This window comes from Acinetobacter sp. B51(2017) (genome assembly GCF_003711395.1).
In the GTDB taxonomy this organism is placed as follows: Bacteria; Pseudomonadota; Gammaproteobacteria; order Pseudomonadales; family Moraxellaceae; genus Acinetobacter.
Genome location: NZ_PJRJ01000008.1, coordinates 1 through 16516, shown reverse-complemented (window position 1 = coordinate 16516; position 16516 = coordinate 1). Strand labels below are relative to the sequence as shown.

16 protein-coding genes are annotated in these 16516 nt (G+C 41.3%); 6 read left to right on the top strand and 10 right to left on the bottom strand.

The annotated features are described in order from the left end of the window. Position 1: 1 nt before the first annotated feature. From tolR to ybgC, 3 genes are read right to left on the bottom strand one after another with little or no spacing between them, the layout of a single operon-like run. Positions 2-448, bottom strand: a complete 447-nt coding sequence (gene tolR, locus CYK47_RS05340) for a protein TolR (protein ID WP_122899631.1) — start codon at positions 446-448, stop codon at positions 2-4. Continuing rightward, positions 448-1146 carry a protein TolQ gene (gene tolQ, locus CYK47_RS05335; protein ID WP_122899629.1) on the bottom strand — a complete coding sequence of 233 codons (699 nt, stop codon included), beginning with the start codon at positions 1144-1146 and terminating at the stop codon, positions 448-450. Before tolQ ends, tolR begins: the two co-directional genes overlap by 1 nt. Before the next feature lie 25 nt (positions 1147-1171). Next, positions 1172-1579 carry a tol-pal system-associated acyl-CoA thioesterase gene (ybgC, locus tag CYK47_RS05330; RefSeq protein ID WP_122899627.1) on the bottom strand — a complete coding sequence of 136 codons (408 nt, stop codon included), beginning with the start codon at positions 1577-1579 and terminating at the stop codon, positions 1172-1174. Positions 1580-2077: 498 nt separating this feature from the next. Between ybgC and CYK47_RS05325 the strand changes: the two genes are divergently transcribed. Then, positions 2078-2719 (top strand): hypothetical protein, encoded by a 642-nt coding sequence (locus CYK47_RS05325; RefSeq protein WP_122899625.1) that lies wholly within the window; start codon positions 2078-2080, stop codon positions 2717-2719. A 14-nt stretch (positions 2720-2733) separates the two neighbouring features. Here the strand turns inward: CYK47_RS05325 and ruvB are convergent, their stop codons facing one another. The 3 genes from ruvB to CYK47_RS05310 all read right to left on the bottom strand — a co-directional run bounded on the left by ruvB (position 2734) and on the right by CYK47_RS05310 (position 5764). Then, positions 2734-3741: a Holliday junction branch migration DNA helicase RuvB gene (gene ruvB, locus CYK47_RS05320; RefSeq protein WP_122899623.1), complete on the bottom strand. Its 1008-nt coding sequence runs from the start codon at positions 3739-3741 to the stop codon at positions 2734-2736. Positions 3742-3750: 9 nt separating this feature from the next. Beyond that, complete coding sequence (gene ruvA, locus CYK47_RS05315) at positions 3751-4353, bottom strand: Holliday junction branch migration protein RuvA (protein ID WP_122899621.1); 603 nt, start codon at positions 4351-4353, stop codon at positions 3751-3753. 70 nt (positions 4354-4423) lie between these two features. Then, positions 4424-5764: a deoxyguanosinetriphosphate triphosphohydrolase gene (locus CYK47_RS05310; RefSeq protein WP_122899620.1), complete on the bottom strand. Its 1341-nt coding sequence runs from the start codon at positions 5762-5764 to the stop codon at positions 4424-4426. A 353-nt stretch (positions 5765-6117) separates the two neighbouring features. Here CYK47_RS05310 and CYK47_RS05305 point away from each other — a divergent pair, with 353 nt between their 5' ends. From CYK47_RS05305 to CYK47_RS15820, 3 genes are all read left to right on the top strand, one after another. Continuing rightward, complete coding sequence (locus CYK47_RS05305) at positions 6118-7143, top strand: M28 family metallopeptidase (protein ID WP_122899617.1); 1026 nt, start codon at positions 6118-6120, stop codon at positions 7141-7143. Positions 7144-7827: 684 nt separating this feature from the next. Further along, on the top strand, positions 7828-11661 hold the full coding sequence (purL, locus tag CYK47_RS05300; RefSeq protein ID WP_122899807.1) for a phosphoribosylformylglycinamidine synthase: 3834 nt from the start codon (positions 7828-7830) through the stop codon (positions 11659-11661). Between the two features lie 383 nt (positions 11662-12044). Then, positions 12045-12164 carry a KGW motif small protein gene (locus CYK47_RS15820; protein ID WP_353653406.1) on the top strand — a complete coding sequence of 40 codons (120 nt, stop codon included), beginning with the start codon at positions 12045-12047 and terminating at the stop codon, positions 12162-12164. 44 nt (positions 12165-12208) lie between these two features. On the opposite strand, the gene CYK47_RS05295 is transcribed toward CYK47_RS15820, so the two are convergent. Further along, on the bottom strand, positions 12209-13018 hold the full coding sequence (locus tag CYK47_RS05295; RefSeq protein ID WP_122899615.1) for a hypothetical protein: 810 nt from the start codon (positions 13016-13018) through the stop codon (positions 12209-12211). 106 nt (positions 13019-13124) lie between these two features. On the opposite strand from CYK47_RS05295, the gene CYK47_RS05290 reads away from it, so the two are divergent. Further along, on the top strand, positions 13125-13445 hold the full coding sequence (locus CYK47_RS05290) for a YqfO family protein (protein ID WP_122899806.1): 321 nt from the start codon (positions 13125-13127) through the stop codon (positions 13443-13445). 2 nt (positions 13446-13447) lie between these two features. On the opposite strand, the gene CYK47_RS05285 is transcribed toward CYK47_RS05290, so the two are convergent. Continuing rightward, positions 13448-14203, bottom strand: coding sequence for a nitroreductase family protein (locus tag CYK47_RS05285; RefSeq protein WP_122899613.1), 756 nt, complete (start codon positions 14201-14203; stop codon positions 13448-13450). A gap of 18 nt (positions 14204-14221) precedes the next feature. Beyond that, positions 14222-15022, bottom strand: coding sequence for an enoyl-CoA hydratase-related protein (locus CYK47_RS05280; RefSeq protein WP_122899611.1), 801 nt, complete (start codon positions 15020-15022; stop codon positions 14222-14224). A 99-nt stretch (positions 15023-15121) separates the two neighbouring features. On the opposite strand from CYK47_RS05280, the gene CYK47_RS05275 reads away from it, so the two are divergent. Next, positions 15122-15691, top strand: a complete 570-nt coding sequence (locus CYK47_RS05275; RefSeq protein WP_122899609.1) for a nicotinate-nicotinamide nucleotide adenylyltransferase — start codon at positions 15122-15124, stop codon at positions 15689-15691. Positions 15692-15865: 174 nt separating this feature from the next. On the opposite strand, the gene CYK47_RS05270 is transcribed toward CYK47_RS05275, so the two are convergent. Further along, positions 15866-16318 (bottom strand): peroxiredoxin, encoded by a 453-nt coding sequence (locus CYK47_RS05270; protein WP_122899607.1) that lies wholly within the window; start codon positions 16316-16318, stop codon positions 15866-15868. Between the last annotated feature and the right edge of the window lie 198 nt (positions 16319-16516).

Here is a 16516-nt window from a genome sequence, read left to right as displayed (position 1 = left end):
CTTAAGATACCGGCTCAGTCAGCAAGGCAACTTTATTTAAACCAGCATTTTGCAACTGATTCATCAGGCTAATCACTTCACCATAAGGGCGTGATTGTTCACCATTAATCACCACAGTCAACTCGTTATTCTGCTGCTGTTGTTGGTTCTGCGCATCTTGTAAGATGCTTTCAAGCTCTGCCAAAGTTAAGGCTTGATCATTGTTATAGTCTTTATATTTAAGTAAATATTGACCATTTTGATCCAAAGTTACGATGGCAGGAGGCGATTTATTTTCCAGCGCTGTCGCATTGGCTTTAGGTAAATCTACCTGAATGCCACTGGTGATCATGGGTGCGGTGACCATAAAAATCACCAATAGCACCAACATGACGTCAATGTAAGGCACCACGTTCATATCACTATTGAGTGGTTTTTTAATCCGGTTAAAACGGCCTGAATGTCGCATTAGGCATCGTCCTGTGTTTTACCTACAGACTGTGCTTGCAGCAATGCCACCATCTCTTCGGCAAATAAGGCGCGATCGCTATAAATGCTATCGCCTTGGCTGGTAAAGTGGTTAAAGGCAAGTACAGCAGGAATCGCGGCAAATAAACCAATCGCGGTCGCAATTAAGGCTTCGGCAATGCCGGGCGCGACGGTGGCAAGGCTGACTTGTTCGACATCGGCCAAACCAATAAAGGCATTCATAATGCCCCATACCGTACCAAATAAACCAATATAAGGCGCGACTGAGCCAATGCTGGCTAAAATACCTAAACCTTGTTCTAAATTTGCCTGATCGCGGCTTAGACCTACGCGTAAAATACGTTCTGTGCTATCAATCGTTTGCGCCACAGGTGCTTGGCGTTTTTGTAGCTTTAAAAATTCGCCTTGGCCTTGATAGAAAATATCTTCAAGACCAGTACGTTTGGTGTTGAGCTGTGCATTGTTATACAGGGTAGACAGTTCTGCGCCAGACCAGAACATTTTTTGAAAATGTTCATCATCACGGCTGGCTTTTTTATAGGTCAAATGTAACTTAGCAATCAAATACCAACTGTAGATAGATGCCAATAGTAAAATGAGCATCACCAGTTGTACCACTGGACTCGCTTGTAAAATAAGATCTGAGATATTTAGGGAAGATTCGATTTGTGTTGCCATAGTTACATGTGCCAATTCATTTTTTTTAATCCGCTTCCATGGTTGTGCGTATAAGTTCACGCATTTCATCAGGAAGTCGGCGAGGTTTCATATTCGCATCAATACATGCCAACTCGACCTCACCTGAAGCTAGCATGATTTCACCACGATAAATATTCTGTTGCAATACAAATGAGGTTGATTTACAAGAAACAACAGTTGCTGTTACCGTAATTAGGTCATCCATTAAGATTGGACGCATATATTTTAGGCTAATTTTGTGTACGACAAAGTTATAGTCTTGTTGGTGCCAATAGTGTTCGATCCCGCAAGCACGTAACCATTCGGTACGGGTACGTTCCATAAAGCGAATATGGTTCGCATGATAAACAATACCGCCAGCATCAGTATCTTCAATATAAATACGAATAGGGAATTCAAATCTATTGCTCATAAGTGCGTTCCAGTATGAAATCTAATAATTGTCTGCTATATGTGGCAGATCAAGCAGGCGTTAGGATTATGGGCAGTTTAGCAGAATGAATTTGCTCGCCTATGGCTGAAGTCACCAATTATAAAAAAGCTGTATTGGCAAAAAGTATCCTCTAAGCCTTGCTTTTATATAGCTATGTAGGACGTTTGCTGGGTTTTTAAGAATTTTGCTAAGTGTAATATTTCGGTGCATAGGCTTATGTTGGCTCTATTTTGTAGGCAGTGGAGTTAAGGGTTTGACTAGGTGGCTGTGTTTGGCAAGTTTGTTTATGGGGTTAAAGTTTTAGCCATAATTTAAATGGCGAGTTTGTCCAGTGTGAGGGTGTAATGGTTGGATTGGCTTTAGGAAATGATGCCAAATTTTTAGCGTGTTTTTTTAGTGTGTTTTAAAGGGTTGGTGTTGTGAGTTTTTGCTTATAGCATAGCGACTTTATATTGTTGCGATTTTTAAGAGGGGAAAATGGCAGAACAAGAAAATGCAGAAAATATTGTCTTTTTACCGTGGACAGTTGATGCAATGACACAAGCTGTCACTGTAGAGAATCCTGAAAAAAATAAAATTTATGTAGACTTAGCGCATTCAACGGATTGGGTGGTTGCAGCTTCAGTTTTACTAAGTTTTTTTGGCTTCTTATTAACGGTTTATGTGGTTAGAAAATCTACGCAAAGTCAGATTGAATCAAATAACAATTTGTGTGCAAGTCAGCAGAAAATTAAATTGATGGAAATAGAGGAATCTAGAAATCTACAAATTATTCATGAACTGTGTGCAATAGAAAATTCTATAACCAATATTCAGATTGTGTTAAAAAAAGCCAGCGATAGTGATGGATTGCAGAGTCTAAGTCTGGAGGATGGAGAAAACACATTGAAAGCAATGAATAGCTTAAGACTACATATTATTAATATTACTCATTTTGTGAAAGCATACAAAGTTACGGATATTAAGCAAGATGGTTTAACTGTGCATAATAAAATAGATAAAATTTTAGTCATGCTCAACAATGAGGGAAGAAAAGATACCGAGTTGTTAGATTTAATAGGTTTAACTAAGGATTTTATTGATAAAATACATAATCTGCTTAAACAAAAAGCAGCCTAAGCTGCTTCTTTAAATCATTTGTCTTTCGGTTCAGGTGGTGTCATCCCAAACTGCATATATGCCATATTGGTGGCAATACGTCCTCGTGCAGTTCGCATTACATAACCTTGCTGAATCAAATACGGCTCAATCACATCTTCTAAAGTACCTGAATCTTCTGCCATTGCCGCAGCTAAAGCTTCAACACCGGCAGGGCCACCATCAAAACGCTCAAGTAACATACTTAAATAACGGCGGTCTAGGGTATCTAAACCGGCTTTATCTACATTGAGCATATCCAAAGCACGCTGCGCCATCACTTCAGTGACTTCGCCTGTACCTTTGACTTGCGCATAATCACGGACACGACGTAATAAACGGTTGGCAATACGCGGTGTACCACGGGCACGACGGGCAATTTCCACCGCACCTTCGTCCGTCATGGGTACGTCCATTAAACTGGCAGAACGTTTGACAATATGGGTTAAGTCTTCAACCGAATAAAATTCTAAACGCTGCACAATCCCAAAACGGTCACGTAATGGAGAAGTCAGTAAACCTGCTCGCGTAGTGGCAGCCACTAAAGTAAACGGTGGTAAATCGAGTTTAATAGAACGTGCGGCAGGGCCTTCACCAATCATAATATCAAGTTGATAATCTTCCATGGCAGGATAGAGAATCTCTTCAATGACAGGTGAAAGACGATGAATTTCATCGATAAATAACACGTCGCCTTCTTCTAAATTGGTCAGCATAGCAGCCAAATCACCGGCACGTTCAAGTACAGGGCCAGAAGTGGATTTTAAGCTACCGCCCATTTCACGCGCGATAATATTGGCAAGGGTAGTTTTACCCAATCCCGGTGGGCCAAAAATTAAGGTGTGATCCAGCGCTTCACCACGCCCACGCGCAGCACCAATAAAGATTTCCATTTGCTCACGTACCACCGGTTGACCAATATAGTCTTCTAGTGAAGTGGGACGAATGGCACGATCAAAATGATCTTCGGGTTTTTCAGACCCACTAATTAAACGATCTTGCATAATCTCAACTTATTTGTTTAAGGACTTTAGCGCAGCACGAATAATATCGCTGGCTTCAGTGTAATCAGCTTTAACCGCGTTAATGAGCTTTTGTGCCTCAGCAGGTTTATAACCTAAGGATTGCAACGCAGCTTCGGCTTCTGCCACCGCAGAATGCGAATCAAACTGAATTTGTGTCGTGGTGGCATTGGTAGTGCTTGGTGCAGCAGCCAAGGCTTTAAAGCGATCACGCAATTCAATCATCAGACGTTCAGCGGTCTTTTTACCCACGCCCGGGACTTTGACCAAGGTGTTGACATCTTCATGCTCTACAGTGTGAATCAGCATCTCTACACTTAAGGTCGATAAAATCCCAAGCGCCATTTTCGGGCCAACGCCATTAACTTTGAGTAAAGTGCGGAAAATGGTTTTATCTTGCTGGGTTAAAAAACCATAGAGTTGCTGTGCATCTTCACGTACCACCAAATGCGTCCATAGGGTGACTTTTTGGCCTTTTTGCAGTTGGCAAAAGGTCGATAGCGAAGTATCTACTTCATAGCCCACACCATTGACATTGAGCACCACAGTTGGGGCTTCTAAGGCAAACACTTCACCAATTAAACATCCAATCATTTGTTTTGATTCACTCTATTTTTACTGGCTCACATAGTAGAGAGGCGAAGCACAAAAGGCAAAAAATTGCTTAAATTAAGCCAACTTTATTGCCTTGTAGTTGCTGCGCCAATTGATAAGCCTGATGATCAGAAAATTTCGAGATAATATCTAACACTTGCATAATATTGCTGTAATGATGGTCAGTAAATTGCGCACCTGAACGTTGTAGCATCGCCATTAAACGCTGCTCTTTAAAACTTAAGCTTTTATGCGGTGTGGTGAGCGGTACAAAGGCATCTAAAATATTTTGCAGACTTTGATGGGCGATAATTTCAAGACCGGCTTTTTGCGGATGCTCAAAAATTTGATCACGCGCTAAGTTTTTAGCCGCCTGAATACCGGGCGCAATATCACTCGCGCAATATTGTAATAATGAACCTTGCAATTGACCCATCAAGATTTGATCGTGATGACGGGCAAAAGCGTTAGATACTTCTTCGACCAAGCGTTTCATAACACGACCACGCAGCGCGGCAATTTTTTGTTGCCATGTGCTAAACGGCATGGCCAATTCTTGCGGACGTGCATATTCACCGAGTAGATTGAGGAAAATCGGCTCAACTTGTTCATAAGACAGCATGTTCAACACAATGCCATCTTCTAAATCAATTAAGGCATAGCAAATATCATCGGCAGCTTCTAATAAATAGGTCAGCGGATGGCGGCAATAATGCAACTCACCGAGTTGAATTAAACCGAGTTGTTCGGCAATGTGCTGCAAAATTTGTTTTTCGGCTTGGTAGCAACCAAATTTAGCCCGTTGACTGGCGCTAATAGCTCCTTGTTCTTCAATGGTTTTAGATAACCACGGATATTTTAAATAGGCACCTAAAGTGGCATAAGTCAGGCGCATACCGCCATCATTCGGATGATCATCAATTTTGGTGAGCAGTCGTAAGCCTTGGGCATTGCCTTCAAACTGGCGTACATCGGCTTGTTCGGCAGGCGAGAGCGCGCTTAAAAAATTATTATGTGCAGCATCATCAAACCATTCACGAATGGCATATTCACCAGCATGCCCAAATGGTGGATTGCCAATATCGTGGGCTAAACAGGCCGCTTGAATAATCGCACCAACATCGGCAGCGTTGATCCAAGGTGGCAGTTGGTCTTTAATTTTTTCCGCCGTGAGCATCCCTAAGGAACGCCCAATGCAAGATACTTCTAAAGAATGGGTCAGACGGGTATGAATACCGTCATGCTGTGCCATGGGATGCACTTGGGTTTTACGGTTAAGCTGACGGAAACTTTGCGAAAAAATAATCCGATCATAATCTTTATGAAATGGGCTACGGGCTTGTTCGGAACTTTGGGTCTTACTGCCCATTCGAACTGTGGAGAGTAATTGTAACCAACGCATTTGTGTCATGCCATCTCGATCTTATGAAATTTGGATCAGTCTGATCATGCCAAAAAAAACGTGCTACGCCTAGAGCTATGCGACATAACTTGTCTTGCTGATGGTGGCACTGTATGCGCTTAATGTCTCACTGCAGATGTGGTAAAAATGGTCATCATGCGAGCTTTGCGACAGAGGTGTGGCATTGAAGATATAAGCCGATGATTATATTTACACAGCAAAGTCTGAGAGCATCTGCGATTGAACATCACTATGGTATAGATGCAGCTTAAGCGATTGAGTAGCTACTTACTCAACTCTATTCGTGCAGTGCTGAGGCTGGGTCTATACTATGACTCATATAAAAATATCGAGTTGAATATATGCATCTGCCGACCCCTGTCGCCTTAGCCCTAAGTGGGCTGCTGAGTTTTAGTCTTATGGGTTGTGGTACTACACAGCTTCAGCCTGCTGCACCAGCTCAGACACTGACTTTAAGCAGCGCCAATATGCTGCAACATTTACACGCGCTACAAAAGATTGCCCAAACTCATGCTCATAACCGTGCGATTGGCACAGAAGGTGGACGGCAAACGGTGCAATATATTCGGCAAACCATCAAAAATATGGGGCTTGAACCTGCAGGCATGGTATTTAAAAATCGTCATCAATTGGTTGGCGAAAATGTGATTGTCGAAATTCAAGGGCAATCGAAAGACACTGCAATTATTATTGGCGCCCATCATGATTCTGTGCCAATGGGGCCAGGCATAAATGACAATGGCTCAGGTGTGGCAGTATTACTCGAATTGATTCGGCAGCTAAAACAGCAACCACAGCCTCCAAAACACACGCTGTACTTTGCTTTTTGGGATTCTGAGGAAGATGGTATCGGTGGTGCACAGCATTTTGTAAACGCCATGACAAGCAAGCAACTTGAGGGTATTCAAGCTTATATCAACTTAGATATGGTCGGCACCAAAGACTCAACTATTCAGATTGCTGACGGTGATCGATCTTCGATTGCTGAGATGGAGAATATGCTCAAAGCGCGGGGCATGGCTGAAAACGATTATAAACCTATAACGGACAGCTTAGCTAAGATTCCTCATCACCCTCAAGATGTTGTGCTTGAGCAACATTTACGTCATTTCTTTACAGCCCGCAATATTAAGGTCAAAGATGACGTCTCGACTTTGACCGCAAGTGATAGTGCACCTTTTTTAGGCAAAGTCCCTGTCACATCGGTTATTTTCTTTAATCAACAAATGAAAGGTGATGAACTCGAATTTGCGCCGTGTTATCACAAAGCCTGTGACACGCTTGATCTAATTGACCCAAAATCTATGCAGATTGCAGGTGAAGCGGCGCTGAGTTTAGTCACTATGTTGAATGCGACCAGCAAGTAAATCGATAAATATGAGCAAGTAAGGCGAAGCTCATTTGCAAACAAGTAGGAAAATAAGGGCGAGTTACGATTATGCATAGCCTAGGGCTTATGTCCAATAGTACGCACTGCATGGCAGTAGCTGTAGATGTTACGCGGTGAAGAGCACATTGACAGATCATGGGAAAGATTGCCACAAGCATAGGCGCTAGTCATGCTATGGGCACTCAAGGCAGCAGGCTTAAAAGTACATATATTGATTAATATTTGACGTGGCGCAAGCAAATATTTGTCCAAAAGCTCAATGTGATCAACTCAATGCAACTTGTGGCAGAAGCGGTGTAATAGCTGATTCGCCAATGAGATCAAGCCAAGCAATAAAGTGGTAATGGCAACAGGCTTAGCTGTGTTGCCATAAAGGCATATTTTGCTTAGGGTAGTTTGTTGTTGAAAAATAATACAATTTTAATAGCACAGAGAAATCTTTGTAAGATTTGTTTTTTATGCTACAAAATGTGATAACCTACGCGACTACGTTCAATTTTGTTAACTGAAAATAAACATATTATTTTAAAAAGTCTGCTCGTTTAGCTGTCAGATTTCCCATTTCTTCTCTAGCTGATTTATTCATTTCACAGTAGAATATGCGCTCTCTCAAGTCACGTTGTGGCAAGGTTTTCGACCTGCCCGTGGAGCCAAAATCAGCATGTTTATCGTTGCCGGTGCACCTGCACACTCTTCTTTTAAGAAAACTCAACTATTATCGCGTTTATCGTCAATTAGTTCTGTTCAATCAATTGAAAGCCAATGGGTCTACCTATTTGACCAAGCGCTGAGCGAGCAACAACAGCAATCCGCTTTACAGCTTTTAAACGACGGCCAAGCATTTACTTTACGTCAAGCTGCAAGCGATGAAGTTCAAATTCTTGTGACTCCACGTGTCGGCACGATTTCGCCGTGGTCATCAAAAGCGACCGATATTTTCGCCAACTGTAATACGCCAGTCCATCGTTTAGAACGTGGGGTGTTATTTACTTTAAAAGGCCTTAGCTCAGTATCGGATGCGGTTAAACAGGCCTTACATGACCGTATGACTGAAAGCGTATTTAACGCGCTTGAAGATGCAGCAGCATTGTTTGTCGAAACTGCGCCAAAACCTTTAAATTCAATTGATATTTTAGGTCAAGGTAAAGAAGCATTAGTGCAAGCCAACAATGAGTTTGGTTTTGCTTTGTCGATGGAAGAAATCGACTACTTAACGGATGCATTTACCAAAATGGGTCGTAATCCAAATGACATCGAATTGATGATGTTTGCGCAAGCCAACTCTGAGCATTGCCGTCATAAAATCTTCGGTTCTGAGTGGACAATTGATGGTGAAGTTCAACCATTATCATTGTTCCAAATGATTAAAAACACCTATAAAGAATCACCAACAGACGTGCTGTCTGCCTATAAAGACAACGCTTCCGTGATTGTGGGCTTTGACACACACCGTTTCTATCCAACGCAAGAAGAAAACGGTCACCACGTTTATAAATACAAAAACCAAGCTGCGCATATCTTAATGAAGGTAGAGACGCATAACCACCCAACTGCGATTGCGCCATTTGCCGGTGCAGCAACTGGTTCAGGCGGTGAAATCCGTGATGAAGGCGCAACTGGTCGTGGTGGTAAGCCAAAAGCAGGTTTAACTGGCTTTACGGTGTCTAACTTAAATATTCCGGGCTTTGAACAACCGTGGGAAGAAAACTACGGTAAACCATCACGTATGGCATCACCACTTCAAATTATGATTGAAGGACCATTGGGTGGTGCAGCGTTTAACAACGAATTTGGTCGTCCTGCGTTAAATGGTTACTTCCGTACTTTTGAACAAAACGTGAATGGCGAAGTCAAAGGCTTCCATAAGCCAATTATGATTGCCGGTGGTTACGGTAACATCCGTGCCGATCATGTCGAAAAAGACCCAATTATTCCAGGTGATTTACTCATTGTCCTTGGTGGCCCTGCCATGCTGATTGGCTTAGGCGGTGGTGCTGCGTCTTCTGTAGACAGCGGTACCATGGGCGAGAGCTTAGACTTTGCTTCGGTACAACGTGAAAACCCTGAAATGGAACGTCGTTGCCAAGAAGTGATTGATACCTGCTGGCGCATGGAAGACAGCAACCCAATCGTGTCTGTACACGACGTAGGTGCGGGCGGTATCTCAAATGCGATGCCTGAGCTTGTAAATGACCATGAGCTGGGTGCGATTCTAAACTTACGTAAGATTCCGTCGCTTGAGCCTGGCATGTCGCCAATGGAAATTTGGTCAAACGAAGCGCAAGAGCGTTATGTATTGGCGATCCGTCCATCTTCTTTAGAATTATTTGAATCGATCTGTGCGCGTGAACGTTGTCCGTTTGCGGTATTGGGTGAAGCGACTGAAGCACGTCACTTAACGGTTGAAGATCCACTGTTTGAAAACAAAGCTGTGGATATGCCAATGCAAGTGATGCTAGGTGGTACACCACGTATGAGCCGTTCTTATGCGTCGATTGAACGCAAGGGCGATGACTTCACAGCAGATCAAGTGACTGATCTGAAAGATGCGATTTATCGTGTTCTTAAAAACCCAACTGTTGCCTCTAAATCGTTCTTAATCACCATTGGTGACCGTTCGATTACTGGTATGGTAGCGCGTGATCAGTTTGTTGGCCCTTGGCAGGTGCCTGTAGCGGATGCTGCGGTCACGACCACCAGCTTACAAGGCTTTACCGGTGAAGCCATGGCAATGGGTGAACGTCCACCTGTAGCATTGTTAAACCCAGCGGCTTCTGCGCGTTTATCGGTTGCTGAATCAATTTCTAATATTATGTCTGCCAAGATTGCCAAAATCAGCGACATTAAATTGTCAGCTAACTGGATGGCAGCAGCAGGTCAGGTTGGTGAAGACCAAGCCTTATTTGAAGGTGTAAAAGCCATCGGTATGGAAATGTGTCCTGCACTGGGTATCGCGATTCCTGTTGGTAAAGACTCATTGTCTATGCGTACTACTTGGAATGACGAAGGCGTTGATAAATCAGTAACTTCGCCAATGTCAGGTGTCATCACTGCATTTGCACCTGTGACCGATGTTCGTAAAACATTAACACCTGAATTGAAAAATATCGAATCTGTATTAGTTCGTATTGATCTTTCTAAAGGTCAATTCCGTTTAGGCGGTTCGATCTTAGCGCAAGTATATAAAGCGATTGGTTCGGTAACACCTGATGTCGATAACTTTGAAGATTTCAAAGCCTTCTTTGCTTTAGTACAAGATTGGAACGAACGCGGTCTTATTAAGGCTTACCATGACTTAGGTGATGGTGGTTTACTGGCAACTGTTGCAGAAATGATGTTCGCTTCACGTTTAGGTGTAGCACTTGAAGATCAATCAGTTGCAAGTCTTTTTGCTGAAGAAATTGGTGCTGTACTGCAAATTGCCAAAGCAGATTGGGACGCGCTACAAGCTGAAGTTGCTGCATCAAGCTTAAAAGATGCCATTACAGTTGTAGGTACTGTGAACAACACTGACCAATTAACTGTGAATGGTTTAGTGCTTGAACGTTCTGACTTACAAGTGGCTTGGACTGAAGTGTCGCATCAAATCCAACGTTTACGTGACAACGTAGAAACTGCGGATCAAGAGTTTGCGTTAATTACTGATAAAAACCATAAAGGTTTAATCGCTGCGCCTACATTTGATTTAAATGAAGAGATTGAAGCACCGTATATCAACCTACGTCGTCCAAACATGATGATTTTACGTGAACAAGGCGTAAACGGTCATGTCGAAATGGCAGCAGCGTTTGATAAAGTCGGCTTTAATACGGTTGACGTACACATGAGCGATTTACTTGCAGGTCGCATTAGCCTTGATGAATTTGAAGGTTTAGTGGCATGTGGTGGCTTCTCTTATGGTGACGTACTCGGCGCAGGTGGTGGTTGGGCAAAATCAGTATTGTTTAACCCGAAACTACGTGACCAATTTGAGAAATTCTTTAACCGTCAAGAAACTTTCTCTTTAGGGATTTGTAATGGTTGCCAAATGTTGTCACAACTTGCGCCACTGATTCCGGGTGCCGACAACTGGCCACGTTTCCATCGCAATACATCTGAGATGTTTGAAGCGCGTGCAGTGAACGTACGTGTGGAAAAATCAAACTCTGTATTGTTAGAAGGGATGGAAGGTTCGATTTTACCAATCGCAGTTGCGCATGGTGAAGGTCGTGCGGTTGCATCTAGCGACAACTTTGCTGCATTAAACGCAGCTAACCAAGTGTTACTACGTTATGTAGATAGCCATGGCAACCCAACGCAGCATTACCCAATGAACCCGAATGGTTCACCAGAAGCAATTTCGGGTGTAACGTCTGTTGATGGTCGTGCAACGATTATGATGCCGCATCCAGAACGTAACTTCCGTGCGCTACAACATTCTTGGAAACCAGAAGAGTGGGATCAAGATGGTGCATGGTTACGTATGTTCCGTAATGCACGTAAATTTATTGGTTAATTCAAACCATAAAAAAAAGCTCCTCAACTGAGGGGCTTTTTTTATTGCTATTAGGATAAGTAAAGTAGGGCAGTTATTAAAAATTGCTGAAAAGATCAAGCCATTTACACACCTTTATATAGCAAGCTTAAGACTCAATGGATTAGCGTGAAGAAATCAACCAATTGGAAAAAATTTAAAAATTGTGTAGAATAAAAGCACTTGACCACCTGCGGGTGGTTTTTTGTTGTGCGGTATTTGCACAGTAAACTTTTATTTCTCCCACTGGACTTGGTTTAGATTTTGCTTCTATAGTGAAAGAAACACCGTGCTGACAGGTACGTGTTTTACGGGCAAAACAACAATTGAAGAACAGTATCAATTCTCAGGTATGAGGTGATGACATGGCAAAAACGCTCACATTATTAGATAAAGTAAGCCTGCGTCAAAAAGGCTGGAAACTTTTTTATTTAGTATTATTTCTACAGATCTCCTTTATGTGCATTGCATATTTTATGCAATAAAACAGTCAGTTAAAAAGCCACCGCAAGGTGGCTTTTTATTAAAATTACGAAATCTTCTCGTAGGTTTCTAGTAGTCTTTTGCACAGAATATCAGTGCGTTCGATAAATGTGTCAATATTCCTACTAAATATTGGTTGTGTCGGATTAGTGCTCAATGAAATGGGTAATTGCTGTTTAGTCTTATACAAGTTATCGAATTCACGATTGATTGAAAGTTGATAAGTGAGCTTTTTATAGTCTTCCGATTTTAAATAAGCTCGAAGATCGTTTTCTTCTTTGTAATATGACTTAATAAAAATACAATACGTCTTATTGAACTGATCGAGCTCCTGATGAATGTCATCAATTAACTGATTCAGATCATGATAAAGTTGCTCTAAAAGATTAGCTTGTATATAAGTATCTGTTTTAGTTATATTTAAAATTTTAAATGCTTCATATCTAAATTTGTGTGCGGCATTGATCTCGCAGACTTTCTGATCAAAAAGTCTTTTTAAATTATCCCTGTATTCTTCTTCGTCATTATTAAATTTCTTTCTTGAATAAGGAAAAATAATACGCTGTCGTAGTAATCTCAAAGCAGAAACATATTCATGAAGCGTTTTTTGTAATTCAATAATATTATGAGTTACACGGTTGAATTTGGTCTGTGATTTCCAACTATCATAAAGAATAAAGGCAGCTACAGGTGCATAAAGAGTGGCACAAAATCCCAAAGCAGTAAAAACCAAAGAAGCTTTAGTATTTACATCAGGTTCAAAATATTCAAGCGTAGCAATATACATAGCTAAACCCAATGAAAACAAGATGATACCACTGATTATAAGTCTTGGAAAAATACGTTTTTGACTCATATAAAATGAAAGGAGCACGCTTAGAGAATAGATAAATACTTTATACGCTATAAGCTATTTGTTTGAAATATAATATTTAAATGCCGAAAAATAGTTGATTGAAAATATGCTAAAACTGATTTATTACGTCCCTGAAAGCCATTTAGAAAGCACTAAAACCGCAATTTTTAATGCAGGCGCGGGTGGGATAGGGAACTATGAACATTGCGCTTGGCAAGTCTTAGGTACAGGACAATTTAAACCTGTAAAGGGTGCAAATCCTTTTATTGGTGAACTAGATACGCTAGAAAAAATACCCGAATGGCGCGTAGAAACTATTGTACCTGAAGCAAAAGCCCGTGCCGTGGCACAGGCTTTACAACAGGCGCATCCTTATGAAGAACCTGCCTTTGAGTTTATGCAAATTCTAGATCTAGACGCGTTATAGACTTAAACCTTTTGAATAAACAGGTCACGGTCAAAACGGTATTGCGGGAAAAACACACCATCCGCTGCACGTTCACCTGCACCAATCACCATCACGGGATATTGCTGGCTATTTAAATTGAGAATCTTACGTACTAAAGGTTCATCAAAACCTTCCATCATACAACTGTCAAAACCGTAGGCACGTAGCGCGAGGACCAAGTTTTCACAGGCGAGGGCAGTGGTTTTACTGGCCCAAAGTTTGGCATCACTTGGATTAAAGGCAGAAACTGGCAATTGCTTGTCAAATTTACGTGCCACACCAAAGGCAATTTTACGTGCATGACCTAAGCTATTTAAAACGCCTGTCTTATAGTTATAAGGAATAAACTTGTAATATTTCTGCACGGCTTTAGGCGCTTCAGGAAATGGAAATTCGCTTAAATTACGTTTCGCCATTTCGTCAATACGGTCGGTACGCGCAACACAGACAATTAATTCTGAGGCGGTTTTAGCCGCCAATTGACTTAGGCAGGCTTTCACCAATTGCTTTTTCTTAGTAGGGTCTTGTACCACATAAAAAGTCCATGGCTGTAAATTAGAGGAATTGGGTGCAAGTAATGCTAAATCTAAGCAAGCATCCAAAATCTCAGCAGGAATAGGCGTGTCGGTAAATTTACGTACCGAACGACGGCTTTCGAGCACTTTACGGAAATTCTCGACATCAATATCCGTCGGCGCTGCTTCAAAATAACGTTTTTTTTCAGATGAATTTGACATAAATTTTACAATCTTAGGTTAGTTAAATTGGCTAAAATCCGGTTGGCGTTTTTGTATAAAAGCCGCGACTGCTTCAGCCATTTCTGGCGCTGCCACGCGTTTCATAAAAATTTCGGCTTCATGGTCAATACACTCAATAATCTCTTTCAGATTATGTTTCATTAAGGCTTTGGTTTGTTTGAGTGATGCTAAAGGCAAGGCAGCTAAATGCTGTGCTTGTTGGTGTGCATGCTCATAGACATTGTCATAAATACCATTGATCAAGTTCATCTCTAAAGCAGTTTGACTGTTAAATTTTTTCGCAGTTAACAAATATTCAGCGGCTTTATGATAGCCGGCTTGCTGTACTAACAGCTTACTTGAAGCGCCTTCAGGTGATAAACCAAGACTCACAAACGGAATTTGAAACAATGCGCTATTATCTGTATAGACCAAATCTGCATGTAATAAAATCGTCACGCCAATGCCAATGGCAACCCCACGAACAGCACAAATGAGCGGCTTAGAGAAACGCGCAGCGGCTTTTAATAGCACAAAAGGCGGAGTAAAACCAGCTTTGACTGTGAGTGGCGTTTGTGTGAATTTTAAAAAATCTTTCATGTCATTGCCGGCAGTAAAGTCTGCATCAATACCACGTAAAATCACGACCCGTACCAAGGTGCTTTGGTCTGCTTCATCTAAAGCATGGGCAATATTTAAATATAAATCGCCATATAAGGCATTTTTTGCCTCACTACGGTCAATGGCAAGGGTTAAAACACCATCGTGTAATTTTGCTTGTAAATGTGGTTGTGCATGTTGAATACAGCTTAATGTCATCGTACTATCCTTGCTTTAGATTTTATTAAATGGATCACAAGTCATTATGTCGCATATTTTCTCTGCCGACACAATAACTTGCTCCATCAAAGTGAAGATATGACAGCATACGCGTTTGACTATTTAGTGTTTATTGGCCGCTTTCAACCTTTTCATCTGGCACATTTGCAAACGATTCAAATTGCATTACAGCATAGTCAAAAGGTGATTTTGGCTTTAGGTTCGGCACAAAACGAACGCAATCTTAAAAATCCATTTTTAGCCCAAGAGCGTGAACAGATGATTCTGTCTAATTTCTCAGCGGCGGATCAAGCGCGTATTCAATTTGTGCATGTCATTGATGTATATAACGATGTTAAATGGGTCAAACTGGTCAAAGACTTGGTGGCAGCAGTGACCCAAGCAAGCGATAAAGTCGGTTTAATTGGACATTTTAAAGATGAATCTTCTTATTATTTACAGCTGTTTCCTGAATGGGAAATGCTGGAATTGGATAGTTTAGTCGGCTCAATTTCAGCAACGCCATTACGTGAAGCCTATTATCGTGGTGAAATTCAAACTGAATTTTTGCCACAAGGTACAATCGAGTTTTTACAAAAATTCCAAAGCAGCGAGATTTATCCAAAGCTACAAGCCAAGTATCAGCAACAAGATAAAAGCAATTTATAAAAGAGCGATTTTAAAAAGCCCAATCATGGGCTTTTTTGTTGCAGCCTATTTTATTTGGCCTTGTGCATGGCAAATTTTAGATGGCATGATTGCACTCATCATGTGATGTATTTCTTATTCACTAGTGACATAAAAAAGGCATTCATATGAATGCCTAAGCTGCTTAAATCGCATTTAAGCACTTTGTAATGCTTTAAGGTCTTCAAGCACTTGCTCAGCATGACCAGCAGCTTTGACTTTGCGATACTCTTTTACCAAGGTACCGTTATGGAAAATAAAGGTAGAGCGTTCAATACCCATGACTTGTTTGCCATACATATTTTTTTCTTTAATTACATCAAAGTGTTTGCATAACACTTCTTCTTTATCGCTAATTAAATCAATTGTTAACTCTTGTTTAGCAGTGAAATTTTGATGCGCTTTAACAGAATCACGCGACACGCCAAAAATAGTGGCACCTAACGCATCAAATTGATCTTTTAAACAGGAAAAGCTCACTGCTTGGGTGGTACAACCTGGAGTTGAATCTTTAGGGTAAAAATACACAATCAACCAAGCTGAATCGACTTGGCTTAAGTTAATTTCGCCGTGAGTTGTTGCAAAAGTTTGATTGAGTAAAGTGGTCATAGCGGCATCCAAAGGTGAAATAAATTTATCATAACTGAAATAGGCACTAAATAGCCTAAGTTTCTGCGTAAGCGTCCGCTGAACACACCTTATGAATTCATCCTATAAGCCTTAATTTAGTCCCCACTTAAAAACAAGTGGGGACTAAAATTTATGACTATAAATCACCAGACATCCATCGCATCTCTTGCGAAAAAA

Coding starts and splice junctions, on each gene's coding strand:
- tolR (WP_122899631.1), bottom strand. CDS start 448: ATGCGACATTCAGGCCGTTTTAACCGGATTAAAAAACCACTCAATAGT.
- CYK47_RS05305 (WP_122899617.1), top strand. CDS start 6,118: ATGCATCTGCCGACCCCTGTCGCCTTAGCCCTAAGTGGGCTGCTGAGT.
- CYK47_RS15820 (WP_353653406.1), top strand. CDS start 12,045: ATGGCAAAAACGCTCACATTATTAGATAAAGTAAGCCTGCGTCAAAAA.
- CYK47_RS05295 (WP_122899615.1), bottom strand. CDS start 13,018: ATGAGTCAAAAACGTATTTTTCCAAGACTTATAATCAGTGGTATCATC.
- purL (WP_122899807.1), top strand. CDS start 7,828: ATGTTTATCGTTGCCGGTGCACCTGCACACTCTTCTTTTAAGAAAACT.
- CYK47_RS05270 (WP_122899607.1), bottom strand. CDS start 16,318: ATGACCACTTTACTCAATCAAACTTTTGCAACAACTCACGGCGAAATT.
- ruvB (WP_122899623.1), bottom strand. CDS start 3,741: ATGCAAGATCGTTTAATTAGTGGGTCTGAAAAACCCGAAGATCATTTT.
- ybgC (WP_122899627.1), bottom strand. CDS start 1,579: ATGAGCAATAGATTTGAATTCCCTATTCGTATTTATATTGAAGATACT.
- CYK47_RS05275 (WP_122899609.1), top strand. CDS start 15,122: ATGACAGCATACGCGTTTGACTATTTAGTGTTTATTGGCCGCTTTCAA.
- CYK47_RS05290 (WP_122899806.1), top strand. CDS start 13,125: ATGCTAAAACTGATTTATTACGTCCCTGAAAGCCATTTAGAAAGCACT.
- CYK47_RS05310 (WP_122899620.1), bottom strand. CDS start 5,764: ATGACACAAATGCGTTGGTTACAATTACTCTCCACAGTTCGAATGGGC.
- CYK47_RS05325 (WP_122899625.1), top strand. CDS start 2,078: ATGGCAGAACAAGAAAATGCAGAAAATATTGTCTTTTTACCGTGGACA.
- ruvA (WP_122899621.1), bottom strand. CDS start 4,353: ATGATTGGATGTTTAATTGGTGAAGTGTTTGCCTTAGAAGCCCCAACT.
- CYK47_RS05280 (WP_122899611.1), bottom strand. CDS start 15,022: ATGACATTAAGCTGTATTCAACATGCACAACCACATTTACAAGCAAAA.
- CYK47_RS05285 (WP_122899613.1), bottom strand. CDS start 14,203: ATGTCAAATTCATCTGAAAAAAAACGTTATTTTGAAGCAGCGCCGACG.
- tolQ (WP_122899629.1), bottom strand. CDS start 1,146: ATGGCAACACAAATCGAATCTTCCCTAAATATCTCAGATCTTATTTTA.